Origin of the sequence: Maritimibacter sp. 55A14 (assembly GCF_003122205.1) — a bacterium.
Lineage (GTDB): Bacteria > Pseudomonadota > Alphaproteobacteria > Rhodobacterales > Rhodobacteraceae > QEYE01.
On record NZ_QEYE01000005.1, the window covers coordinates 90,462 to 113,937 of the forward strand.

The 23,476-nt window shown below is 68.1% G+C and carries 25 protein-coding genes; 15 read left to right on the forward strand and 10 right to left on the reverse strand.

All coding sequences use genetic code 11. The annotated features are described in order from the left end of the window. The first annotated feature begins 80 nt into the window (after positions 1-80). Both DDZ14_RS05840 and DDZ14_RS05845 read left to right on the forward strand, forming a co-directional pair. Complete coding sequence (locus DDZ14_RS05840; protein WP_109424011.1) at positions 81-830, forward strand: rhomboid family intramembrane serine protease; 750 nt, start codon at positions 81-83, stop codon at positions 828-830. Positions 831-907: 77 nt separating this feature from the next. After that, complete coding sequence (locus tag DDZ14_RS05845) at positions 908-1,294, forward strand: GFA family protein (RefSeq protein ID WP_109424106.1); 387 nt, start codon at positions 908-910, stop codon at positions 1,292-1,294. Between the two features lie 72 nt (positions 1,295-1,366). Here DDZ14_RS05845 and argF read toward each other — a convergent pair whose 3' ends face one another. From argF to DDZ14_RS05860, 3 genes are all read right to left on the reverse strand, one after another. Then, entirely contained in the window at positions 1,367-2,293 is a 927-nt protein-coding gene (argF, locus tag DDZ14_RS05850; protein WP_109424012.1) for an ornithine carbamoyltransferase, read from the reverse strand. Positions 2,294-2,386: 93 nt separating this feature from the next. Then, the gene (locus tag DDZ14_RS05855) at positions 2,387-3,568 is read right to left on the reverse strand and encodes an aspartate aminotransferase family protein (protein WP_109424013.1); all 1,182 of its coding nucleotides are present in this window, start codon (positions 3,566-3,568) and stop codon (positions 2,387-2,389) included. 156 nt (positions 3,569-3,724) lie between these two features. Next, entirely contained in the window at positions 3,725-4,537 is an 813-nt protein-coding gene (locus tag DDZ14_RS05860; RefSeq protein WP_233252497.1) for an ABC transporter permease, read from the reverse strand. Positions 4,538-4,688: 151 nt separating this feature from the next. On the opposite strand from DDZ14_RS05860, the gene DDZ14_RS05865 reads away from it, so the two are divergent. The 5 genes from DDZ14_RS05865 (at position 4,689) to ptsP (ending at position 10,143) form a co-directional block, all read left to right on the forward strand. Further along, positions 4,689-5,270 carry a GcrA family cell cycle regulator gene (locus tag DDZ14_RS05865; protein WP_109424014.1) on the forward strand — a complete coding sequence of 194 codons (582 nt, stop codon included), beginning with the start codon at positions 4,689-4,691 and terminating at the stop codon, positions 5,268-5,270. A 109-nt stretch (positions 5,271-5,379) separates the two neighbouring features. Further along, positions 5,380-5,862, forward strand: a complete 483-nt coding sequence (locus DDZ14_RS05870; RefSeq protein WP_109424015.1) for an NUDIX hydrolase — start codon at positions 5,380-5,382, stop codon at positions 5,860-5,862. Between the two features lie 80 nt (positions 5,863-5,942). Next, positions 5,943-6,386, forward strand: a complete 444-nt coding sequence (locus DDZ14_RS05875; protein ID WP_109424016.1) for a DUF1178 family protein — start codon at positions 5,943-5,945, stop codon at positions 6,384-6,386. Positions 6,387-6,645: 259 nt separating this feature from the next. Beyond that, complete coding sequence (locus DDZ14_RS05880) at positions 6,646-7,875, forward strand: aspartate kinase (RefSeq protein ID WP_109424017.1); 1,230 nt, start codon at positions 6,646-6,648, stop codon at positions 7,873-7,875. Between the two features lie 21 nt (positions 7,876-7,896). Next, entirely contained in the window at positions 7,897-10,143 is a 2,247-nt protein-coding gene (gene ptsP / locus DDZ14_RS05885) for a phosphoenolpyruvate--protein phosphotransferase (RefSeq protein ID WP_109424018.1), read from the forward strand. Positions 10,144-10,217: 74 nt separating this feature from the next. Here ptsP and DDZ14_RS05890 read toward each other — a convergent pair whose 3' ends face one another. Continuing rightward, positions 10,218-10,706, reverse strand: a complete 489-nt coding sequence (locus DDZ14_RS05890; RefSeq protein WP_109424019.1) for a GNAT family N-acetyltransferase — start codon at positions 10,704-10,706, stop codon at positions 10,218-10,220. 86 nt (positions 10,707-10,792) lie between these two features. On the opposite strand from DDZ14_RS05890, the gene DDZ14_RS05895 reads away from it, so the two are divergent. The 3 genes from DDZ14_RS05895 (at position 10,793) to DDZ14_RS05905 (ending at position 13,170) form a co-directional block, all read left to right on the forward strand. Continuing rightward, positions 10,793-11,401 carry a flavin reductase family protein gene (locus DDZ14_RS05895; RefSeq protein ID WP_199221296.1) on the forward strand — a complete coding sequence of 203 codons (609 nt, stop codon included), beginning with the start codon at positions 10,793-10,795 and terminating at the stop codon, positions 11,399-11,401. Positions 11,402-11,560: 159 nt separating this feature from the next. Next, positions 11,561-12,445, forward strand: coding sequence for a hypothetical protein (locus tag DDZ14_RS05900; protein WP_146193095.1), 885 nt, complete (start codon positions 11,561-11,563; stop codon positions 12,443-12,445). Further along, positions 12,442-13,170, forward strand: coding sequence for a class I SAM-dependent methyltransferase (locus tag DDZ14_RS05905; protein ID WP_146193096.1), 729 nt, complete (start codon positions 12,442-12,444; stop codon positions 13,168-13,170). The genes DDZ14_RS05900 and DDZ14_RS05905 overlap by 4 nt, the downstream gene beginning before the upstream one ends. Here DDZ14_RS05905 and DDZ14_RS05910 read toward each other — a convergent pair. Then, positions 13,165-14,103 carry an AraC family transcriptional regulator gene (locus DDZ14_RS05910; RefSeq protein WP_109424022.1) on the reverse strand — a complete coding sequence of 313 codons (939 nt, stop codon included), beginning with the start codon at positions 14,101-14,103 and terminating at the stop codon, positions 13,165-13,167. The genes DDZ14_RS05905 and DDZ14_RS05910 overlap by 6 nt on opposite strands. A 129-nt stretch (positions 14,104-14,232) precedes the next feature. Here DDZ14_RS05910 and DDZ14_RS05915 point away from each other — a divergent pair, with 129 nt between their 5' ends. From DDZ14_RS05915 to DDZ14_RS05935, 5 genes are all read left to right on the forward strand, one after another. Continuing rightward, a complete protein-coding gene (locus DDZ14_RS05915) occupies positions 14,233-15,051 on the forward strand; it encodes a cysteine hydrolase (RefSeq protein ID WP_109424023.1) in 819 nt (272 codons plus the stop codon). Positions 15,052-15,139: 88 nt separating this feature from the next. Then, on the forward strand, positions 15,140-16,027 hold the full coding sequence (locus DDZ14_RS05920) for an S-methyl-5'-thioadenosine phosphorylase (protein WP_109424024.1): 888 nt from the start codon (positions 15,140-15,142) through the stop codon (positions 16,025-16,027). A gap of 29 nt (positions 16,028-16,056) precedes the next feature. Then, positions 16,057-16,686, forward strand: a complete 630-nt coding sequence (locus tag DDZ14_RS05925) for a LysE family translocator (protein WP_109424025.1) — start codon at positions 16,057-16,059, stop codon at positions 16,684-16,686. Between the two features lie 9 nt (positions 16,687-16,695). After that, complete coding sequence (locus tag DDZ14_RS05930) at positions 16,696-17,076, forward strand: hypothetical protein (RefSeq protein ID WP_109424026.1); 381 nt, start codon at positions 16,696-16,698, stop codon at positions 17,074-17,076. A gap of 68 nt (positions 17,077-17,144) precedes the next feature. Next, a complete protein-coding gene (locus tag DDZ14_RS05935; RefSeq protein ID WP_109424027.1) occupies positions 17,145-17,684 on the forward strand; it encodes an adenine phosphoribosyltransferase in 540 nt (179 codons plus the stop codon). A 126-nt stretch (positions 17,685-17,810) separates the two neighbouring features. On the opposite strand, the gene DDZ14_RS05940 is transcribed toward DDZ14_RS05935, so the two are convergent. The 5 genes from DDZ14_RS05940 to thrC form a co-directional block, all read right to left on the reverse strand. Then, positions 17,811-19,223 (reverse strand): FAD-binding oxidoreductase, encoded by a 1,413-nt coding sequence (locus DDZ14_RS05940; protein WP_109424028.1) that lies wholly within the window; start codon positions 19,221-19,223, stop codon positions 17,811-17,813. A gap of 37 nt (positions 19,224-19,260) precedes the next feature. After that, positions 19,261-20,088, reverse strand: a complete 828-nt coding sequence (locus tag DDZ14_RS05945; protein ID WP_109424029.1) for an MBL fold metallo-hydrolase — start codon at positions 20,086-20,088, stop codon at positions 19,261-19,263. A gap of 140 nt (positions 20,089-20,228) precedes the next feature. Beyond that, entirely contained in the window at positions 20,229-20,813 is a 585-nt protein-coding gene (locus tag DDZ14_RS05950; protein ID WP_109424030.1) for a GNAT family N-acetyltransferase, read from the reverse strand. Further along, positions 20,813-22,075 carry a pitrilysin family protein gene (locus DDZ14_RS05955; RefSeq protein WP_109424031.1) on the reverse strand — a complete coding sequence of 421 codons (1,263 nt, stop codon included), beginning with the start codon at positions 22,073-22,075 and terminating at the stop codon, positions 20,813-20,815. The genes DDZ14_RS05950 and DDZ14_RS05955 overlap by 1 nt, the downstream gene beginning before the upstream one ends. Then, a complete protein-coding gene (gene thrC / locus DDZ14_RS05960) occupies positions 22,072-23,463 on the reverse strand; it encodes a threonine synthase (RefSeq protein WP_109424032.1) in 1,392 nt (463 codons plus the stop codon). The genes DDZ14_RS05955 and thrC overlap by 4 nt, the downstream gene beginning before the upstream one ends. Between the last annotated feature and the right edge of the window lie 13 nt (positions 23,464-23,476).

Sequence of the window (23,476 nt, forward strand, 5' to 3'; positions counted from 1 at the left end):
CCCGGCCGCCGCGCGCCACGGGCTTGACCCGGCCGCCGCCAGGGGGCAGCGTCGGATGTCCGCGCAGCCCCGGAGCGCCCATGATCCCGATCCGCGATCACAATCCCTCCCTCACGACGCCCTGGGTCACCTGGGGCCTGATCGCGGCGAATGTGCTGGTCTTCCTGTCCTACTGGCCGCTCTTCAACGACCCGCCGGCGCTGATGCGCTTCTTCCACGACTGGGCGCTGATGCCCGCGCGGGTTAGCCGGGGCGAGGCGTATCACGGACTGGTCACCTCCATGTTCCTGCACGGAGGGCTCCTGCATATCGCGGGCAACATGCTCTTTCTCTGGATATTCGGCGACAACCTGGAAGACATGTTCGGCCATGCCGGGTTCCTGGCCTTCTACCTCGCCTCGGGCGTAGCCGCGGCGCTGGCGCAATACGCGACCGCCCCCTTCACCACCGCGCCGATGGTGGGGGCCTCAGGCGCGGTGGCCGGCGTGATGGGGGGCTATCTGCTGCTCTATCCGCGGGCCCGCGTCGATGTGCTGATCGTCATCTTCTTCTATGTGCGCATCCTGGCGCTGCCCGCCTGGGTCATGCTGGGGATCTGGTTCGCCTTCCAGCTGATCAGCGGCCTGGGGGCAACGGACGCCACGGGCGGCGTGGCCTACTGGGCCCATGCCGGCGGCTTCCTGGTCGGGCTCGGGCTGACGCTGCCGGTCTGGATCGCGCATGGCGGGCCGCGCTTCTGGGCCGCGGGCGCCGGCGCGCCACCCTGGCCCGAGGCCCGCTACCGCGTCGGCCACACGCATATCCCGCGGGTTCCGCGCCGGCGGCGTTGAACCGCGGCGCGCCGGCGCTTCCACGCCGCGCCGGCCCCCGCTACGATATGCGCGGACCCGCCGCGAAAGGATGCGCCATGCCCGAACCCGCCCCCTTCTCCGATCCCGTCACCGTCACTTGCCATTGCGGCGCGGTCGAGCTGCGCGTGCATCTCTCCGGCGGGCTTGCAACGGCGCGGCGCTGCGACTGCTCCTTCTGCCGGCGCCGCGGCGCCGCCGCGGTGACGGCGCCCCTCGACGGGCTGGAGGTGGTCCGCGGCGCCGACCGGCTGACGCTCTATCGATGGGGGACCGGAACGGCGCGGCATTTCTTCTGCGCGACCTGCGGCGTCTACACGCATCACCGGCGCCGCTCGAACCCGAACGAATACGGCGTCAACCTGGGCGCCATCGAAGGCGTGAACCCGCGCGAACTGGAACCCGTCCCCTGGAGCGACGGCGTCAACCATCCCTCCGACCGCTGATTTCTTCTTGCCGCAAATATCCCGGGGGTGAATGGCCCGGGCACCGGGCCAGAGGGGGCGGGCAGCCCCCTTTCACACGCCCAGGCACCAGCGCATGATGGCCTTCTGGGCGTGCAGCCGGTTCTCCGCCTCGTCGAAAATCACCGATTGCGGCCCGTCCATGACCGCGCTCGTCGCCTCGTCCTCGCGATGCGCGGGCAGACAATGCATGAAGAGCGCGTCGGGCTTGGCCGCGGCCATCAGCCGGTCGTTGACCTGGTAGCCGCGCAGCAGGTTGTGCCGCCGTTCCTTGGTGGACTGGCTGTCATGCATCGATACCCAGGTGTCGGTCACCACAAGGTCGGCGCCCGCCACCGCCTTCATCGGGTCGCGCTCGATCTCCACCCGGCTGCCGGCCTTGCGCGCCGCCTCGACGAAGACCGGCTCGGGGTCGAGCGGCGGCGGGCCGGTGAAGGTCAAATCGAAGCCGAACTGCCCGGCGGCATGCAGGAACGACGCGCAGACATTGTTGCCGTCGCCCGACCAGACCACCTTGCGCCCCGCGATGGGCCCGCGGTGCTCCTCGAATGTCATCACGTCGGCCATGATCTGGCAGGGATGGGTGCGGTCGGTCAGCCCGTTGATCACCGGCACGTCGGAATACTCCGCCATCTCCAGCAGTACGCTTTCGTCGAAAGTGCGGATCATGATCATGTCCACATAGCGCGACAGGACGCGGGCCGTGTCGGCGATGGTCTCGCCATGACCGAGCTGCATCTCGCTGCCCGAGAGCACCATCGTCTGCCCGCCCATCTGCCGCACCCCGACATCGAAGGAGACGCGGGTGCGCGTCGAGGGTTTCTCGAAAATGAGCGCGACCATGCGCCCCGCGAGCGGCTGCGCGTCGTCGGGCGTGCCGCGCGGCCGCCCGGCGCGCGCGGTCTTCATCGCCCGCGCGGTGTCGATGATGTCCCTAAGCTCGTCCCGATCTGTCTTGTGGATGTCGAGGAAATGATTCATGTCGTCTCGCTTCGCTTTGTCGTTGCACGGGCGGGGGCCAGCCCCCACACCCCCGGGATATTTCCGGCAAGAAGAAAGGCAGGGCCGGTGCGGTCAGCCATCGCCGCGCTCAAGCGACGTGGCGGCGCGGTCGAGGCGCGCCACCGCCTCGGCGATCTCGTCGTCGGAAATGGTGAGCGGGGGCAGGAGCCGCAACACGTTGTCGGCCGCCGGCACGGTCAGCAGATGCGCGCCGTAGCCCGCCTGCACCACGTCGGTATTGGCGGCCTTGCATTTCAGCCCCAGCATCAGCCCGGCGCCCCGCACCTCCTCGAAAATCTCCGGGTGGCTTGCGACCAGCCCTTCGAGCCGCTGGCGCAGCGCGCCCGCCTTGCGGCCCACGGTGTCGAGGAACTCCGAATCGGCGACGATCTCCATCACCTTCGCGCCGACAGCGCAGCCGAGCGGGTTGCCGCCATAGGTCGAGCCATGCGTGCCCGCCACCATCGGACTGCCCGCGGCTTCGGTCGCCAGCACCGCGCCCAGCGGGAAGCCGCCGCCGATGCCCTTGGCCACCATCATGATATCGGGCGTAATGCCCGCCCATTCATGGGCAAAGAGCCGGCCAGTGCGCCCCATGCCGCATTGCACCTCGTCGAGGATCAGGAGCGCGCCGGTGCTGTCGCAGGCGTCGCGCAGCCCCTTGAGACACTGGTCTGGCAGCGGGCGGATGCCGCCCTCGCCCTGCACCGGCTCGATCAGCACCGCGGCCGGCGCGTCCTCGAGCGCGGCGTAGAGCGCATCGTGATCGCCCCAGGGCAATTGCCGGAAGCCTGGTATCAGCGGGCCGAAGCCCCTGGTCATCTTCTCCGAGCCCGCAGCCGCGATGGCGGCGGTGGAGCGGCCGTGGAACGCGCCCTCGAAGGTCAGTATCTCGGTGCGCTCCGGCTCGCCCCGGTCGAACCAGTACCGGCGCGCCATCTTGACGGCAAGCTCCAGCGCCTCGGTCCCGGAGTTGGTGAAGAAGACCGTATCGGCGAATGTCGCCTCGACCAGTACCTCGGCGAGCTTCTCCTGCGCGGGGATATGGTAGAGGTTCGAGGTATGCCAGAGCTGTCCGGCCTGCGTGGTCAGCGCCTCGACCAGCGCCGGATGGGCATGGCCCAGCGCGTTGACGGCGATGCCAGCACCCATGTCCAGGTATCGGGTACCGTCGGCCTCCTCCAGCCAGCAGCCCTCTCCCTTCACGAAGCTCAGGGGCGCGCGGTTGTAGGTCGGCAGGACGGCAGGGATCATCTGATCGCTCCTCGGGACAGGTCTGAATAGGGGATGTGCGCAAAGCGCGGCAGGAAAGTCAATCGGAAGGGCGGCGCGCGGCCATGCACATGGGCCCGTCGGCGCAGGGCGCGGCCCAGCGGCGCGCCGGTATGGTGCGGTGTCGGCCGCGGCGGCTCACGACTTCAGCCGGTAACCCCTGGCAAACCAGCGCCAGACCAGCGCGCCGACTGTGAGGATAGCGGCGAGCGCGACGCCGACCCCCGCCCAGGGGTTGACATCCGAGGTGCCCAGCACCCCGTAGCGCATCCCGTCGATCAGGTAGAACACCGGGTTGAGATGCGAGATCGTCTGCATCAGCGGCGGCAGCGTCTCGATCGAATAGAAGGTGCCCGAGAGGAAGGATAGCGGCGTGACGATGAAATTGGTGATCGCGGCCATGTGGTCGAATTTCGTGGCCAGTATGCCCGCCATGATGCCGATCACCGCCATGAAAGCGGCGCCCAGCACCGCGAAACAGAGCGCCCAGAACGGATGCGCCACGCCCAGCCCCAGCCAGGGGAAGAAGACCAGCGCCACGGCGCAAGCCACCAGCAGCCCGCGCGCCACGCCGCCCGCCACATAGCCCAGCACCAGCTCCAACGGGGCGAGCGGCGGCATCAGCGTATCGACGATGTTGCCCTGCACCTTGGCGATCACGATCGATGAGGATGTATTGGCGAACGAGTTCTGGATCACCTGCATCATCAGGATGCCCGGCGCGAGGAACTGCACGAAGGGCACACCCATCAGCTCTCCGCGCCGCGCGCCCAGCGCCAGATCGAAGATCAGCAGGAAAAGCCCCGCCGTCGCCAGCGGCGCCAGAAGGGTCTGCGTCCAGACTGCGGTGAAGCGGCGGATCTCGCGTTCGGCGAGCGTCAGAAGCCCCATCCAGTTGACGCGGCCGAAGCGGCGGACGCCCATGGCGGCTGTTTCCGGCGAATGTGCCATGCTTGCTCCAGGATTTCGGTGTTGCGCACCTTGTATCCGACCGTCCGGTGGTTACAATAGGCAGACCTCGGATTTCTCCTGGGATGGACGGAACGACACGGGCGCAGCCGGGAGACCGGCGTCGCGCGTCAATGAAGAGTTGAGGGGACCCATGTCCTGGACCGATGAACGCGTAGAGCTGCTCAAGAAGATGTGGATTGACGGCAAGAGCGCCAGCCAGATCGCCAAGGAACTTGGCGGCGTCACCCGCAATGCGGTGATCGGCAAGGTGCACCGGCTGGGCCTGTCCAACCGCGCCACTGGCGGCAGCGCCAAACCCGCGGCGGAGGACGCCGCGGCAGCCGCTCCGCGCAAGGAGGCTGCGAAGCCCAAATCCACCGGCGCCAAACCCGCATCGCCGCAGGCCCCCGCCGAGGCGCCGGCCAAGCCCGCTTCCCCCGCGCCCGCCCGCAAGCCGATCGTCAGCGCGGGCCAGCCCTTGCCGCCGCAGCCTTCGGCCAACGAGATCAGCCCCGAGGCGCTGGCCACCGTGCGCGAGGTGGAGAAAAAGGCTCGCAAGCTGACGCTGATGGAATTGACCGAACGGACCTGCAAATGGCCCGTGGGTGACCCCGCGACCGAGGATTTCTGGTTCTGTGGGCTGCCCTGCCAGTCCGGAAAACCCTATTGCGAGGCCCATGTCGGCGTGGCGTTCCAGCCGATGTCCTCGCGCCGCGACCGCCGGGCGAGGTAGGGCGCCACCGCACCCCGCACGCGCTCCTGCACGCTTGGAACGGCCGAGCAAATCGCGTATCGTTGCCAAAACGGGCGCGGGGCGCGCATCGGCAGAAACGAACGGGCAGATGGTAAAGGCAACAGGAGTTCCGCAACTTCCCATCCGGACGCGCGGCGCGCGCAAGCATGACGTGCGCACGCAATTCGCCGCGCTCTGCTACCGCCCACGGGACGGACGCAAGGGCATCGAGGTGCTGCTCGTGACGAGCCGCGAAAGCGGACGCTGGCTGGTGCCAAAGGGCTGGCCGATGGACCGCCAGACCCCCGCCGCCGCCGCCGCCCGCGAAGCTTATGAGGAAGCCGGGGTACTGGGCCGGATGCGCGACGAGGTGATCGGTCTCTATTCCTATCAGAAGGAGATGGTCGAGGACGCGCTGCCCTGCGTCGTGGCGGTCTTCGCGCTTGAGGTGCGGGAGGTCCTCAAGGACTATCCCGAAGCCAGCGAGCGCAAGCGCAAGTGGTTCTCCGCCCGCAAGGCCGCCGCCAAGGTAAAGGAACCCGAGCTTGCCGAGATCATCCGCAGTTTCGCCGGGCGCACCGCGCGGGGGTGATGCCGCGGGGGGCGGTGCAAGGTATTGATAAACGCCCGGCATCGTATATCTATCCGGCACAGGATGTTCGGGAAGACAGGATGATCCGCTACACCCTTCGATGCGACAGGGACCACCAGTTCGAAAGCTGGTTCCGGTCGGGCGACGCCTTCGACAAGCTGCTGGCCGGCGGCATGGTCGCCTGCTCTATCTGTGGCTCGGACCGGGTGGCCAAGGCGGTGATGGCGCCGCGGGTGCGGCCCGCGCGCGACGCCGCGCCCGCCCCGGACGGACCCACGCCGGGGCCGCTCAGCACACCCGCGAGCCCCGCCGAACAGGCGCTGGTCGAACTGCGCCGGCGCATCGAAGCGGAATCGGATTACGTGGGCGGCGAGTTCGCGGCCGAGGCCCGGCGCATCCATGCCGGCGAGTCCGAGCGGCGCGCGATCCACGGCGAGGCACGGGTCGATGAGGCCCGCGCCCTGACCGAAGAGGGCATCCGTTTCACCCCCCTGCCCTTCGCCGCGACCCGCAAGACGAACTGAGCGGGGTGCGGCGGGCCTGACGGTGCTCGCCACAGGCGCAAGGCCGCAGGCCGCCGCGCGATCGCCAGCCCGCCGCGACGGCCGGCGATGTGGGTGTACTTGCGCTAAGCCCTGATCCTGGTCGGATGCGGCAGGGATTACAGCATGTTGCTCTCGATCTGATCCATTACACCCCGGCAGGACATCCTGTCGCTTGCCCTTCCCGCACGCCCCGCGTAAGAGACAGGCGGATTTGAACGGCAGCTCCGGGGACCGCGCCATGCCGCTTCTGGTTATGAAATTCGGCGGCACGTCCGTCGCCGATCTGGACCGGATCAGGAACGCCGCCGCGAAGGTCCGGCGCGAGGTCGAGGCCGGCTATGACGTGATCATCATCGTCTCGGCGATGTCCGGCAAGACCAACGAGCTGGTCTCCTGGGTCGGCGAGACATCGCCCTTCTACGATGCGCGCGAATACGACGCGGTGGTCAGTTCCGGCGAGAACGTGACCGCGGGGCTGATGGCGCTGACGCTTCAGGAAATGGACGTGCCGGCGCGAAGCTGGCAAGGCTGGCAGGTGCCGCTCAGGACGACATCGGCCCACGGCGCGGCGCGGATCGAGGAGATACCGCGCGCCAATATCGACACCAAGTTCCGCGAAGGCATGCGCGTGGCGGTGGTCGCGGGCTTCCAGGGCATTTCGCCCGAGGGCCGGATCACCACGCTGGGGCGCGGCGGGTCGGACACCACGGCGGTGGCCTTTGCCGCCGCCTTCGACGCGGAGCGCTGCGACATCTACACCGATGTGGACGGTGTCTATACCACCGATCCGCGGATCACCGAAAAGGCCCGCAAGCTCGACCGGATCGCGTTCGAGGAAATGCTGGAGCTGGCCTCGCTCGGGGCCAAGGTGCTCCAGACCCGGTCGGTCGAACTGGCGATGCGCTACAATGTGCGCCTTCAGGTGCGCTCAAGCTTCAGCGACGAGCCCGGAACGCTTGTCTGCGGCGAGGAGGAAATCATGGAGAGCAACGTTGTCTCGGGCGTCGCCTATTCCCGCGACGAAGCGGAAATGACACTGGTTTCGGTGGCCGACCGCCCCGGCATCGCCGCGGCGATCTTCGGGCCGCTGGCAGATGCGGGCGTGAACGTGGACATGATCGTGCAGAATATCTCGGACGAAGGGCGCACCGACATGACCTTCTCCTGCCCGGTCGATCAGGTTGGTCGCGCGCAGAAGGCCATGCAGGGCACGCGCGACCGAGGCGAGGTCAATTTCCACGAACTGATCGCCGATACCGAGGTCTGCAAGGTCTCCGTCGTGGGAATCGGCATGCGCAGCCATGCCGGCGTGGCCGCCACGATGTTCCGCACGCTCGCCGCAGAGGGGATCAACATCAAGGTCATTTCAACCTCCGAGATAAAGATTTCCGTTCTGGTCGACCGGAAATACATGGAACTTGCGGTTCAGGCGCTCCATGATGCGTTCGGACTGGAGAAGTCCGCCTGACAACGGATCGAGACGAGGGCCATGCCCGAGACAACCGACCGCGACTCCCGCAGGCTGCTGCGCCGCTTGCGCGATACCCTCGCCGATGAGGGCGAGGGCCAGCAGCGACTGGATCGAATCACCAGCCTGATCGCCGATTCGATGGGCACGGACGTGTGCTCGATCTACCTGCTGCGTGATTCGGACACGCTGGAACTGTGCGCCACCGAGGGGCTGAAGCCCGAATCCGTGCACCAGACGCGGCTGCGCGTGGGCGAGGGGCTCGTCGGCCGCGTGGCGGGTGAGGCCACCCCGATCAACACACCCGACGCGCCGGCCGAGCGCGGCTTCCGCTACATGCCCGAGACCGGCGAGGAGAGCTTCTCGACATTCCTCGGCGTGCCGATCCAGAGGCTTGGGGAGACGCTGGGCGTGCTCGTCGTGCAGTCGCGCGGCACGCGCGACTATTCCGGCGACGAGGTCTATGCGCTGGAAGTCGTCGCGATGGTGCTGGCGGAGATGGCCGAACTGGGCGCCTTCGTCGGCGAGGGCGCAGCGATGGCCGCGCGCCACCAGCAGCAGGTGATGATCCAGGGCGGCACCGGGCAGGAAGGCGCCGCCATCGGGCATGTCCTGCTGCACGAGCAGCGTGTCGTCGTCTCCAACCCCGTGGCCGACGACCCGGAGGCCGAATGCGCGCGCCTGCACGAGGCGATGGACAACCTGCGCGGCAATATCGACGACATGCTGTCGGCGACGATGGGCGGCGCGGGGGAAGAGCATACCAAAGTTCTGGAAGCCTATCGCATGTTCGCCAATTCCAAGGGCTGGGTGCGGCGCATGGAGGAGGATATCGCCCGCGGCCTGTCGGCGGAGGCCGCGGTGGAGAAGGAGCAATCGGCGGCGCGCGCGCGCATGAACCGGGTACCCGACGCCTATCTGCGCGAACGGCTGCACGACCTCGACGACCTTTCGAACCGGCTGCTGCGGCTTCTGACCGGCAAGGGGCGCGCCAGCCTCGACGAGATGCCTGGCGACCCGATCCTTGTGGCGCGCAACATCGGACCGGGCGAGTTGCTTGAGTACGGCCGCGCGCTCAAGGGCGTGGTGCTGGAGGAGGGCTCGGTCGGCAGCCACGCCACCATCGTCGCGCGTGCATTGGCCATTCCGCTCATTATCCATGCCGACCGGATCACCACCGAGGCGCTGAACGGCGATCCGATCCTGGTCGACGGCGATCAGGGCCTCGTGCATCTGCGCCCCGAGGAGACCGTGGCCGCCGCCTTTCTCGACAAGATCGCGATGCAGGAACAGGCGCAGGAACGCTATGCCTCGATCCGCGACAAGCCCGCCGAGACCCGCGACGGGGTCCGCATCGCGCTGCACATGAATGCCGGGCTGATGGCCGACCTGCCCAGCCTGCCGGGCTCGGGCGCCGAGGGCGTGGGGCTCTTCCGCACCGAGTTGCAGTTCCTCACCCGTACCACCGTGCCGCGGCGCGGGGCGCTGGCGGCGCTCTACGGCCGGGTGATGGACGCGGCCCAGGGAAAGCGCGTGGTCTTCCGCACGCTCGATATCGGCTCCGACAAGGTGCTGCCCTACATGAAGCGCGAGGACGAGCCGAACCCGGCGCTCGGCTGGCGCGCGATCCGCGTCGGGCTCGACAAGCCGGGGGTCATGCGAATGCAGTTGCAGGCGCTGATCCGCGGCGCCGCCGGGCGGCCGCTGTCGGTGATGTTCCCCTTCATCGCGCAGGTGCAGGAGTTCGGCGACGCCCGGCGCTTCCTGCTCGACGAGATCGAGCGCGAGCGCGCGCTGGGCCATGTCCTGCCCGAGACGCTGGAGATCGGCGCGATGCTGGAGACGCCCTCGATGGTCTTCGCGCCGCGCTGCTTCTTCGAGACGGCCGATTTCATCTCCATTGGCGGCAACGACCTCAAGCAGTTCTTCTTCGCCGCCGATCGCGAGAACGAGCGCGTGCGCAAGCGCTACGACACGCTGAACGTGAGCTTCTTGAACCTGCTCGAAATGATCGTCAAACGCTGCGCGGAGACCGGCACGCATCTGAGTTTCTGCGGCGAGGATGCCGGGCGACCGATCGAGGCACTCTGTTTCGCGGCGATCGGGATCCGCACGCTGTCGATGCGCCCGGCTTCCATCGGGCCGGTCAAGAGCCTGCTCAGGCGAGCCGATCTGAGCCAGGTGCGCGCCGCCATCGACCAGGCCCGCGCCGAGGGGGTGCAATCGGTGCGCCCGGCGGTGATGGAGTGGCTGAACGCGCAGAGCTGAAGCTGCGCGCGGGCAAGGCCGGGGCGCTGCCCCGGACCCCGGGATACTTTGGGCAAGAAGAAAGCCGGGGGTGGTCAGCCCGTCCAGGGCGCGACCGCACCCTGGGGTGGCGGGCCGGGATCGGGGTCCAACGCGGCGATCAGGACGCGGTCGGGGTTGGTGGGCGGCGGGAAGTCCACGCCCTCGGCGCGGGCGAAACCGAAGCGCCGGTAATAGGGCGCGTCGCCCACCAGCAGCACCCAGTGCCAGCCCAGCGCGCGGGCGCGCGCGAGGCTCTCGCGGATGAGGAGCGCGCCCAGCCCCTCGCCCTGGCGCGTGGGGTGCACCGCGACTGGGCCCAGCAGGAGCACCGGCCGGCCGCCTACGCGCACCGGCCAGCAACGGATCGCACCGCCCACCGCGTCATACTCGTCGCGCGCCACCAGGCAGAGCCCCGCCACCGGCGCCACGCCCTCGCGCAGCCGGTAGGAGGAGAGCGCTTCGCGCCCCGGCGCGAAGCTGAGGTCATAGAGCGCCTCGACCTCCCACCAGTCTTCTGGCGTTTCCTGATGCAGCCGGACCACCCTGCCCCCGGGAGATTGTGTTTTTGACTGGCAACGCCCCTAGCACGCGCGCTAGGTCTTGGGCAAATATCAAAAGGAGCCGCTTCATGTTCTACCGTCCCGCCGATGGCCACGGTTTGCCGCACAACCCGTTCAACGCCGTGGTCACGCCGCGCCCGATCGGCTGGATCTCCACCCGCGGGACCGACGGGCGGGAGAACCTGGCGCCCTATTCCTTTTTCAACGCCGTGGCCTATGTGCCGCCGCAGGTGATGTTTGCCTCCACCTCCGCCAAGGAGGATCGCGGGCACACCAAGGACAGCGTCGCGAATATCGAGGCGGCGGGCGTCTTCTGCGTCAATATTGTGGAGGAGGCCGCGAAGGAGGCGATGAACCTGACCTCGGGAGCCTATGACGGCGATACCGACGAGTTCGAACTGGCCGGCATCACCCGCGCCGAATGCGAGACGATCCCCTGTTCGCGGGTCGCCGATGCGCCGGCCAATCTGGAATGCCGCGTCACCCAGATCGTGAAGCTGAGAGGCGAGGCGAATTTCGTGGTCTTCGGCGAGGTAACGGGCGTGCATCTGCGCGACAATTGCCTGGTGGACGGCATTTTCGACATCACCCGGTTCAACCCACTGTCGCGGCTGGGCTACCGCGACTACACCGTGGTGCGCGAGGTGTTCAGCCTGAGCCGGCCGGGCGAGGGCTGAACGGGTCGCGCCCGGCCGGGCCGGCTTTTCTATCGACAGGCTGCCGCGGAGTTGGCATATGTTGCCCGCATAGGGTGACGGATACGGTTTCATTTGCCGAACAAGCAGAAAATTCACTTCGTCTACACGCGTACCAAGCTGAAACGCGGGAGCACGATGATGCGTGCCCATCAGCTCTGCCAGATCGCGCAGTCGCAGCTTGACGGGAGGTACGAGTTCGGTCTTTTGGCCATGCCCTCCGGGCTGGTTCCGGGTCTGCAGCGGGCCTGGGTGGCGCAACAGCCACCGGGCGGCGTCTATTTCGTCACCAAGTTCTGCACCCGCGATCTGTCGCCCGAAAACGCGCTGCGGCTTCAGCGTAAGGCGGCGGGCGTCTGTTTCGACCATGTGGACCGCGACCTGAGCACTATCGCGACAGCGGGGGCCGATATCCATATCTGCACCTCGCATGCGCAGAAGGCGGCGCTGGAAGCGATACAGGCCGAGCGCCCGATGATCGGCGGCAAGGCGATGCTGCTGCTCCACAATCCCGACGCCCGGCTCTACGGCATGGCGTTCGGCGGGCCGGACTCGTTCCGCGCGGTCTATTGCGGCCACCGCAAGGTGACCTGTCTGAGCGAAGCGATCCTGAAGGAGGTGACCTTTCTGGAGGCCGACACGACCCGCAAGATGGCCCGGCAGATCGTCCGCCTGCCGGAGTTCAATTTCCATTATGGCGTGCGCCGGGAAGACGTGCCCGACAGCAAGGTCATCAAGCCCTTCACCAAGGGGTTCAACGCCGCGCTCTGCAAGTCCAACATCATCGTCAACCGCCAGGCCCCGGACGCGGTGGAGTTCCTCGGCCCGGACTATCCCTATCTGATCGAGGGCAGTGGCGAGGTGGAGATACTGGAGACGCTGGCGCGGGCGAAGGACGATTTCGGCGGGCCGGAATGGCGGCGCGGATTGCAGGTCATGGCCTCGGTCGCAGAGAGGGTGAGCGCCCCGGCGCTCGCCGCTCAGATCGAGGACATCCTCGCGGAACTGGGAGTGAAGGCGCAATGAGACTAGGACGGCCCAAACCCGGGCATGAACAGCATCCCGATTTCCCGAAGATCGACGGGATGCGCTATACCGAGGTGCTGGGCGCCATCGAGGCGCGGCGCGGGATCGACTGGTATCTCGAGATCGGCTCGCGCAGCGGCACCTCGATCGCGCAGCGCAAATGCAATTTCGTCGCCGTGGACCCGTTTTTCGCGATCAAAGCCCCGGTCTTCAACGGCGCGCCGCAGATGCATTTCATGCAGATGACGAGCGACGATTTCTTCGCCAGCGGCTTTCTGCAGAAAGCCGGCATCCGCCCCGATCTGGCCTTCATCGACGGGCTTCACCTCTTCGAGTTCGCGCTGCGCGACTTCATGAATGCCGAGAAGACAATGGGCCGCGACGGGATCATCTGCCTGCATGATGTCTGCCCGTTCAACTATGCCATGACGACGCGCGACACCGCCTATTACGAGAAGCTGCGCCGCCCCTGGACGGGCGATGTCTGGAAGGTGATGGCGGTGCTGATGGAGTACCGACCGGATCTGAAGATCGACATTCTCCCGGCGCACAAGACCGGGCTGGGCTGCGTGACACACCTGGAGGCCGGAAACACCGTTCTGGACGAGAAATACGACGAGATACTGGCGCGCTATCAAGATTTCGAACTCGAGGATGCGGGTGCCGGCAGCTATTACGGAAGCTTCAGCCTGCGCGATCCCGAGGCGTATCTGCACGAACTATGACCCCACCCCGCCTGCGGCGCGGCGCATTGCGGCGGGCGAGACGCCGTGATGGGCGGTGAAGGCGCGGGTGAACGCGCTGCGCGAGGCGAAACCGACGCGCTGCGCCACCCGGTCCACAGGCTCGGAGCCTGCGATCAGCAGGCTGGCCGCGCGCGCCAGGCGCAGGGCGCGCAGGAACTCCATTGGCCCCGTGCCGTGGAGTGCCGCAAACCGTGCCGCGAAGCTCGACCGGCTCATGCCCGCGCGGGCGGCAAGGCTCTCGATCCCGTGCGGCGCGCCGGGATCGGCGAGGAGCGCGTCGAGCGCCGGGCGGAGGCGCGAATCGGCCAGAAGCGGCATCCAGCGCATCACCGGATCGCCGGCACGGAGGCGCGCGCGGAAGAGCCGGATCACGCATTGCAGCAGTAGCGCCCGGATCATCGCCCGGCTGCCCGGCGCCGGATCTGCAAGCTCCGCCAGCAGTGCCTCGACCCCCGCCGCAAGCCCCGGTGCCTCGTCGGCATTGGAGTGGATCGGGGCGCGCAGCAGGTCGACGATCCCGTAGGTGCCGCGCAGCGAGACGGTGGCATGGGCGCAAATCGCGACCATCCGGTCCGGACCGGCGGCCCCCGCCCCGGCGATGTGATGGGCCAGCCGCAATTCCGCGGGCGCGCAGGCGGGCGGGCGCGCAGGCCCCGTATCGCCAGTGTTGCGCAGGCTGTGGGCGAGCCCGGCGGGCACCAGCACGAGGCTCCCGGCACGGATCGGCAGGCTCTCGCCCCGGCCGAAGAGAAACCGGCCCGAGCCGGAGAGCACGTAATGCACCGTCGCCCCGCCATCGCGGCCCAGCCCCAGCGAACAGGCCCCACGCAATTCGCAGAGCGCGAATGGGTCGGCGACGATTTCCAGCCGGTCGAGCAGGTCCGGGCTGTCAGGAGCATGGACGGCTTTCATGCGGGCATGACTGGCACGGATCGGCCTTCAGGGCACGCAGAAAGACTCTCATGGCACGTATTCCGGACGGAGGGGCACATGGCTCCGGCTATGTATAGGACCTGTTCAACAACCCGATGGAGAGAGACCATGTGTTCGGACCACGAAGACCGCCGCCGTGACGCGCCGCATCTCAACCGCCGCCAGGCGCTTGCCACGGGCGTCGGCGCCGCCGCCGCCGGCCTGGCCGCCACGCAGCGCGCCGCGGCCCAGACGGATCCCTATGCCGACCCCGCCGAGCCCGCACTGCCGCCCAGCACGATGGAACTGGACCTCACGCGCGCCGCGCTGGTCGTAACCGACCCGCAGATCGACTTCCTGAGCCCAGACGGCGTGACCTGGGGCGTTGTCGGCGCGAGCGTGGAGCGCAACGGAACGGTGGGCAACATCGAGCGGCTCTTCAAGGCCGCGAAATCCGCGGGCCTCACCGTGGCGATCTCGCCGCATTACTACTATCCGACCGATCATGGCTGGAAATTCGAGGGCGCGCTGGAAAAGCTGATGCACAAGATCGGCATGTTTGACCGCGAGGGTCCGCTGACGATGGACGGATTCGAGGGCTCCGGCGCGGACTGGATGCCGCAGTACGAGCCCTACATCCACGACGGCAAGACGATCATCTGCTCGCCCCACAAGGTCTACGGACCGGAGACGAACGACATGGTTCTGCAACTGCGCAAGCAGGGCGTGGACCAGGTGATCCTGGCAGGCATGTCGGCCAATCTCTGCACCGAAAGCCATATGCGTGAGCTTCTGGAACAGGGGTTCGAGGTGGCTGTGGTCAAAGACGCCACCGCCGCCGCGATGTTGCCCGAGGGCGACGGCTATCTGGCCGCGCTGACCAATTTCCGATACATGGCCAACGCCGTCTGGAGCACCGACGAGGCGGTCGCACATCTGGCCGGCTGACAAGCCGGTGATCGGGCCTGCCGGGCCTTCCCCTCGGCCCGCGAAACGCCTAGCCTTCGCCCGACGGCAATCCGGGCGGAGGCATTTCATGAAAACGATGATCGGCGTGATCGGCGGCAGCGGTGTCTACGAGATCGACGGGCTGAAGGACGCCGAATGGCGGCAGGTGGAAAGCCCGTTCGGCACGCCCTCGGACGCGGTGCTGACCGGCACGCTCGACGGGGTGGCGATGGCCTTCCTGCCGCGGCACGGGCGCGGGCATGTGCACAGCCCCTCCTCGGTGCCCTACCGCGCCAATATCGACGCGCTCAAGCGCCTGGGCGTGACCGACGTGATCTCGGTCTCGGCCTGCGGATCGTTCCGCGAGGAGCTGGCGCCGGGCGATTTCGTCATCGTCGATCAATTCATCGACCGCACCGTGTCGCGCGAGAAGAGCTTTTTCGGCCGCGGCTGCGTGGGCCATGTGAGCCTGGCGAATCCGACCTGTCCGCGGCTGGGCGACGCCTGCGAGGCCGCCGCGAAAGCCGCAGGGGTCACGGTGCACTGGGGCGGCACCTATCTGGCGATGGAAGGGCCGCAATTCTCCAGCCTGGCGGAGTCGCGAATGTATCGCGAAGCCTGGGGCGCCGACGTGATCGGGATGACCAACATGCCGGAAGCCAAGCTCGCCCGAGAGGCCGAGCTCTGCTACGCCTCGGTCGCCATGATCACCGATTACGACAGCTGGCACCCGCATCACGGCGAGGTCGACATCTCGGACATCATCGCGACACTGACCGGCAATGCGGGCAAGGCGCGGGCGCTGGTCGCCGGGCTGCCGGGCCTTCTGGGACCGGACCGGACCCCCTGCCCGCATGGCTGCGACCGGGCGCTCGATTTCGCCATCCTGACCGCGCCCGAGGCCCGCGACCCGGCGCTCGTGGCCCGACTCGACGCGGTGGCGGGGCGGGTGCTGGGCGAAACCGCAGCGGGCTGACACCCGGCTCATTGATAAGGAACGGCTTCATGTCCCTCGAACTCTGGCTCGCCTTCGTCGCCGCCTCCACGGCGCTGCTGCTGATCCCCGGCCCTACGGTTCTTCTGGTGCTTTCCTACGCGCTTAGTCAGGGCCGCCAGGTGGCGCTGTCCTGTGCCGCAGGCGTGGCGCTTGGCGATCTCGTCGCGATGACGGCCTCGCTTGCAGGGCTCGGCGCCCTCGTCCTCGCCTCGGCCACGCTCTTCACGGTTCTCAAATGGATCGGCGCGGCCTACCTGGTCTGGATGGGAATCAGGCTCCTTCGTGCGCCGCGTGCCGGCAGACTGGAGGCGCAGGCGCCCGGCGACAGCAGCGCGAACCGGGTCTTTGCCCATGCCGCGGCCGTCACCGCGCTCAACCCGAAATCCATCGCCTTCTTCATCGCCTTCGTGCCGCAATTCGTGACGCTCGACGCGCCACTCGCCCCGCAATTCGCCGTCCTCGTCGCCACTTTCGTGGGACTCGCCGCGCTCAACGCGCTGGCCTATGCGCTGGCCGCCGACAGGCTGCGCGCCACGATCCGGCGGCCTGCCGTCATCACCGGCCTCACCCGCGCGGGCGGTGCGGCGTTGATCGGCATGGGGGTGATGACCGCCACCCTGCGCCGCGCGCCGGGCTGACGCGCCGCGATGCTGCGCTGGCTCGACCTGATGACCGACCAGGACCGCCGGGCGCGGCTGGGCCGTTTCATCGAGGAACTGACCGACGAGGTCTTCCAGGTCATCCGCTGGGTCATCGTGGTGGGCTTCGTGCGATTCCTGGCCGACAGCTACGGCGCGCCCGTTCTGGAGGCGCTCTATTGGGCGCTCGCCGCGCTGCTCTTCGCCTATCTGGCCGCCCGCTTCCTGCTGCGGCCCGAACTGCGCGTGGTGCCCAACCCGGCGCGGCGCTGGCAGCGGCTGCTGCAAAGCCTCGTCAATCTGGTGGTCTGCGTGCTGGCTTTCCTTGCGGTGCTCTGGCTGGTGGAGACACTCTCGCAGATCGTGGCGCAGCAGCGCGCCGGCGGCTGAGCCCTTGCAGGCGCGCGGCGGATCGGCGAAAGAAAAGGCCGGGGACAGGACAGGACCGGAACATACCGATGGAAAAGACCAAACGCGTCGAGGACTACATCCGCACCATCGCCGATTTCCCGCATGACGGGATCATGTTCCGCGATGTCACCACACTTTTCGCCGATGCGCGCGGCTTCCGCATCGCGATCGACCAGTTGCTGCACCCCTATGCGGGCACGCGGATCGACAAGGTCGTGGGGCTGGAGGCGCGCGGTTTCATCCTGGGCGGCGCGATCGCGCACCAGCTTTCCGTGGGCTTCGTGCCGGTGCGCAAGAAGGGCAAGCTGCCGGGTCCGACCATCGCCGAGGAATATCAGCTCGAATATGGCGAGGCGGTGATGGAAATCCACGACGATGCGCTGGAGCCGGGCGAGCGGGTGCTGCTGGTCGACGATCTTCTGGCCACTGGCGGCACCGCGGAGGCCGGCATCCGGCTGATCGAGCGGCTTGGGGCCGAAGTCGTGGGCTGCGCCTTCATCATCGACCTGCCGGATCTGGGCGGGCGGGGCCGGCTGGCGCGGCTGGGCATGTCGGTCCACCACCTCTGCGAATTTTCCGGGGCCTGATAACCTGTTGGTAAGGAAACCGGGCTAGACCGTGAGGGTCGGCACCTGGCCGGCGCTGCTTGCATATGAGACCAGAACGCCCCGTCCGCCCCCGGATGGGGCGTTCGACCTCCGCGCCCGGCTCGTTCAGCGCAGCATCGCGCCCGGATTCATGATCCCGGCCGGGTCGAGCGCGGCCTTGATCGCCCGCATCGCCGCCAGCTTGGCCGGGTCGCCATAGCGTTCCAGATCCTCGACCTTGAGCCGCCCGATCCCGTGCTCGGCGGCGACCGACCCGCCCAACTCATGCGCCAGGTCATGAACCGCACGCTTGATCGCCGGGCGCACGGCCTCGTGATCCGCGCGGCGACCGCCCTTTGGCGGGAAGACGTTGTAATGCAGGTTGCCGTCTCCTACATGCCCGAAGCAGTTGATCCGGAAGGACCCGATCCGCGCCACCGCCGCGCGGCCGCATTCGATGAAGTCCGGGATCGCGCCCAGCGGCACCGAGATATCGTGCGAGGAGACCGACCCGATGCGCCGGTTGGCCTCCGGTATCGCCTCGCGCAGAGCCCAGAATTCGGCCCGCTGCGCCTCCGACTGTGCGAGGACCCCGTCGAGGATCAGCCCCGCCCCGGTCGCCTCTTCCACCAGCCGCTCCAGCGCCGCATCCACGTCGAGCGCCGCCGGCGCGCCGATATCCATCAGCACCGCCCAGTCCGGCGCCGCGTCGAAGGGCTGGCGCAGGTCGGGCATCGTCTCGGTCAGGAAATCGAAGCTCTGCCGGTGGATCAGTTCAAAGGCCGAGACCGCGCCGCCCAGCCGCTCGTCGGCCAGCGCCAGCAGCCGAAGCGCGGCCTGCGGGTCGGGCACCGCGACGAAGCCCGCGCGCATGGCCGCCGGGCGCGGATGCAGCCTCATGGAGGCCGCGGTGATGATCCCCAGCGTGCCCTCCGCCCCGATCAGCAGGTCGCGCAGGTCATAGCCGGCATTGTCCTTGCGCAGCCGCGTCGACCCGTGCCAGATCGCGCCGTCGGGCAGTACCGCCTCGAGCCCGAGACAGAGCGCGCGCGCAGTGCCGTAGCGCAGCGTATTGACCCCCCCGGCATTGGCCGAAAGGATGCCACCCATCCGCGCCGAGCCCTCCGAGGCAATGGAGAGCGGGAAGAGCCGCCCGGCCTCCTCCGCCGCGCGCTGCACGTCGGCCAGCACCGCGCCCGCCTCGGCCACCAGCGTGTTCTCGCCTGCACGCACCTCGCGGATTGTACGCATCCGCTCCAGCGACAGAAGCACCGGCTTCGGACCCTCGGGCACGATCTGGCCACCCACCAGCCCGGTGCCCCCGCCATACGGCACGATCCCCACTCGGGCCGCCGCGCAAGCGCGCACGACCTCCGCCACCTCGGCGGCGCTCGCGGGCGCCACCAGCAGCGCCTCGGCGCCGTGGAACCGCCCACGCGGCTCCTCCCGGTATCCGGGGGCGTAGTCGCGGAAGGCCGCCTCGGGCAGCAGCCCGCGCAGGCGGCGGGCGAAATCCTCGGTCACCGGGGCGAGCGTCATGGAACGGTCCTGTCGGGACGGGTGTCGCGGGCGCGGGTCACTCCAGCGGCCCGGCCAAGAAGTGCGGACGCAGCACTTGGACCACGGGCCGCTCCGGCAGTTCGCGCAGCGATATCTCCAGCGCGCTCTCGCCGCTCTCCACAATCTCGAACTTCGCCTCCATGCCGGCCAGGAAGCGCCGCAGGTTGCTCTCACCGAACCAGTGCATGGGCAGCACGACCGAGGCGCGCAATTCGCCCAGCACGCGGATCATCGCCTCCTGTGCCATCGTGAAGCCGCCATCCACGGGCGCCATCACCACGTCGAGCCGGCCCAGTGCGGCGTATTGCTCGGGGCTGGGCTCGTGATGGAGATGCCCCAGATGACCGATGCAAAGCCCCGCCACCTCGAAGACGAAGATCGAGTTGCCGTTGTTGCGCCGCCCCTCGAATCCGCCGCGGATATCGGTGGGCACGTTGCGCACCAGCAGATCGCCCAGTTCCAGATGGTGCAGCGTCGGCTCCCCGGCCACGTCCCAGCCCTGCAGGACGTTGGGAATGCGCGGATCGGGGCTCGACGTCCAGTGGCTGGAATGCGCGATGTTCATGGTCACGACATCGGGTACTATGTCGCCATAGCCCAGCGTGCCGGTATAGTCTGTGGCCGCGACGATACCCTCCGGCGTCTCCAGCACGAAGGTCGCATGACCCACATAGTTCAGCCTCACCCGGTCACGCCCCAAGGGCGCGCCGAAGGCGGAATGATGGAGATAGACGATACCGGGCGCGGCATCGGCAAGCGCGACGCAATGGCTCTGGCGCGTCTGCGCCGCAACGCCGGCGGGGAGCAGAAAGGCAAGGCAGGCGGCAAGGGCAAGGCGGATCATGGCTCGCGCTCCTTTCTCGTCCCGGATCATAGCGCGGCCCGTCCCCGAGTCACGCCCGACCTGCGGCTTCGCCTTTCCGAAAATACTCATGATCCCGCGCCCGCCGCCGGATGCCGTCTGCGGGACGGCGTGCATGCGTCTCAGCCCGCTCCGGTGCGCCCGCGCCGGTCGCGGCGCAGGCTGGCATAGAGCACATGGTTGCGCCAGCGCCCGTTGATCTGGAGATAACTTTGCGCCACGCCCTCATACTTGAAGCCGGATTTCTCCAGCACCCCGCGCGAGGCCAGGTTCTCGGGCAGGCAGGCGGCCTCAACACGGCTCAGGTCGAGCTCGGTGAAAGCGTAATGCACCACAGCCTCGATCGCCTCGCGCATGTAGCCCCGCCGGGCGTGGCGCTCGCCGATCCAGTAGCCCAGCGTGCCGGATTGCGCCGGTCCGCGGCGGATATTGTCGAGCGTGATCGCGCCCAGAAGAATCTGGCCCTCTCGCCGGATCAGGAACAGCGGCACCGCAGTACCCCCCGCCACCGACCGGTGCGCCCAGAAAACCCGGTTGGTGAAGGATTTGCGGGTGAAGTGATCCGTGGCCCAGACCGGCTCCCACGGTTTCAGGAAATCCGCGCTCTCGCGCCGCAGTTTCGCCCATTGCGCGTGGTCGTGATGCGCCGGAAGGCGCAGCGTCATGCGCTCGGTCTCGATGCTGACCTTCGGGCGGCGCAGCAGCATCAGGCCGCCAGACGCTCCGTCAGCCGTGCCAGTTCCGGCGCGCCGGTCACCGGACCGTAGAGCGCCATCGCCGCCCGTGCCGATCGGCAGAGCCCTTCCGCAAAGCCGCGCACATCGTCGCGGCCGACCGCCTCGATCCTGGCCACGGTCTCCTCCACCGGGGGCACCCGGTTCCAGATCGAGATCAGCCGCGCCAGCCGTTCGCAGCGGGACGAGGGGCTTTCGAGCCCCATCAGCATCCCGGCCTTGAGCTGCGCACGGGCGCGGGCGACCTCGGCCTCGCTCATGTCAGTGGCCGCACGCCTGAGCTCATCGACCGACAGCTCCGCCAGCGCGCCCAGGTCCTCCGCCCCCGTGCCCGCATAAATCGTCATCAGCCCGCTATCGGCAAAGGCGCCGGCCTGCGCGAAGATCGTGTAGCAGAGTCCGCGCCGCTCACGCGCTTCCTGGAAGAGCCGCGAAGACATGCCGCCGCCGAAGGCGGTCGAGAAAATCTGCGCCGTGTAATAGGCCGGATCGCGATAGCCTGCGGTCTCGAAGGCCAGCGTCATATGCGCCTGCTCCAGCGGCTTCTCCCGCCGCCACTCGCCACCCTTGAAGCGCGCCGGTTCAGCCTGAACCTTGGGCCGCGCGGGCATCCCGCCAAAGAGCCTTTCGGCCTCGGCCACGATACGGTCATGATCGACCGCGCCCGCCGCCGACAGGATCAACTGGCCGGGGCCGTAATGTTCCGACACGAATCCGAAGAGATCGTCGCGGCTGAAACCGCGCACCCGGTCCGCCGGTCCCAGGATCGACCGCCCGATGGGCTGGCCGGGATAGGCCGCTTCCTGGAGCCAGTCGAAAACCACGTCGTCGGGCGTGTCCAGCACTTGCCCGATCTCTTGCAGGATGACGCCGCGCTCCACCTCGATCTCGCGCGGATCCATCGCCGGGTTGAGCAGGATATCCGCGATCAGATCGAGCGCCAGCGGCACGTCCTCTTGCAGCACGCGGGCGTAATAAGCCGTCATCTCGCGCGATGTATAGGCGTTGATATAGCCGCCCACATCCTCGATCTCCTCGGCGATCTGAAGCGCGGTGCGCCGCCGGGTACCCTTGAAGGCCATGTGTTCGAGGAAATGCGCGATGCCGTTCTGTTCCGCCCGCTCGTGGCGGCCGCCGGCATCCACCCAGATGCCCAGCGCCGCCGATTTCAGCGGGGGCATGTGCTCGGTCACGATACGGAAACCGTTCGAAAGCGTGTGGAACTCTACTGTCACGTCTGGGTCCTCTCCCGGATCAGGGCTTCCAGCGATGTAAGCGTATTGGGCACCTTTGTCACCCGTTCCGGCAGATCGAAGAGATCGGCCATCCGGTCGGGCAGCGCGGGACGGTGGCCGGTGGCGGCCTCCACCGCGTCGGGGAATTTCGCCGGATGCGCGGTGGCCAGCGTCACCATCGGGGTCGCGCCGATGCCCTGTTCCTCGGCCACCTTGACGCCCACGGCGGAATGCGGGCAGAGCGTCCGGCCCATCCGCCGCGCCGCGCGCGCGATGATGGCGCGGGTCTCCTCCTCCGACGCCCGGCCGGAGGCGAAGAGCTCGCGCAGCCGGCCCAGCGCGCCCTGGCTCACGTCGAACCCGCCCTTGGCCTTCAACTCGTCCATGAGCTGCGCCACGGCGCGCCCGTCGCGGTCGTAGACATCGAAGAGCGCGCGCTCGAAATTGGAGCTGACCTGGATATCCATCGACGGGCTGATCGAGGGCGTCACCCCTTCGGTCCGATAGGCGCCGCCGGTGAGGCAACGGTGCAGGATGTCGTTCTGGTTGGTCGCGATCACCAGCTTCTCGATCGGCAGACCCATGCGCCGGGCAATATGGCCCGCGAAGATATCGCCGAAATTTCCGGTAGGCACGGTGAAGCTGACCGCGCGATGCGGCGCGCCCAGGCTGACTGCGGCGGTGAAGTAATAGACCACCTGCGCCAGCACCCGCGCCCAGTTGATCGAATTGACCCCGGCCAGCCGCACCGCGTCGCGGAATTCGAAATCATTGAACATGTCCTTCAGCCGCGCCTGGCAATCGTCGAAATCGCCGGCCAGCGCCAGCGCGTGGACATTCGCCTCGGTGGGCGTGGTCATCTGGCGGCGCTGCACCTCCGACACGCGCCCGTCGGGAAAGAGGATGAAGACATCCACCGCCGCGAGCCCCCGAAACGCCTCGATCGCGGCCGAGCCGGTATCGCCGGAAGTCGCGCCCACGATGGTCACACGCTCACCCCGGCGGGTCAGTTCGGCCTCGAAAAGCTGGCCGATGAGCTGCATCGCGAAATCCTTGAAGGCCAGCGTCGGACCGTGAAAAAGTTCCAGCAGGAAATGGTTCGGCCCAAGCTGGCAGAGCGGCGCACGTGCGTCGTGGCCGAAGCCTTGATAAGCGCGCGCGATGATCTCGGCGAACTCCGCATCCGCGAAGCTGTCGCCCACGAAGGGGCGCATCACGCGGAACGCGGCCTCTTCGTAGCTCAACCCTGCCAGCGCCGCGATCTCGCCCGCGGGCATCTGCGGTACCTCGGCGGGAACGTAGAGCCCGCCGTCGCGCGCGAGCCCGGTGAGCATGGCCTCGGAAAAGGTCAGATCCGGGGCCTGGCCCCGCGTGGAGATATAGCGCATTTGCCTCGTGTCC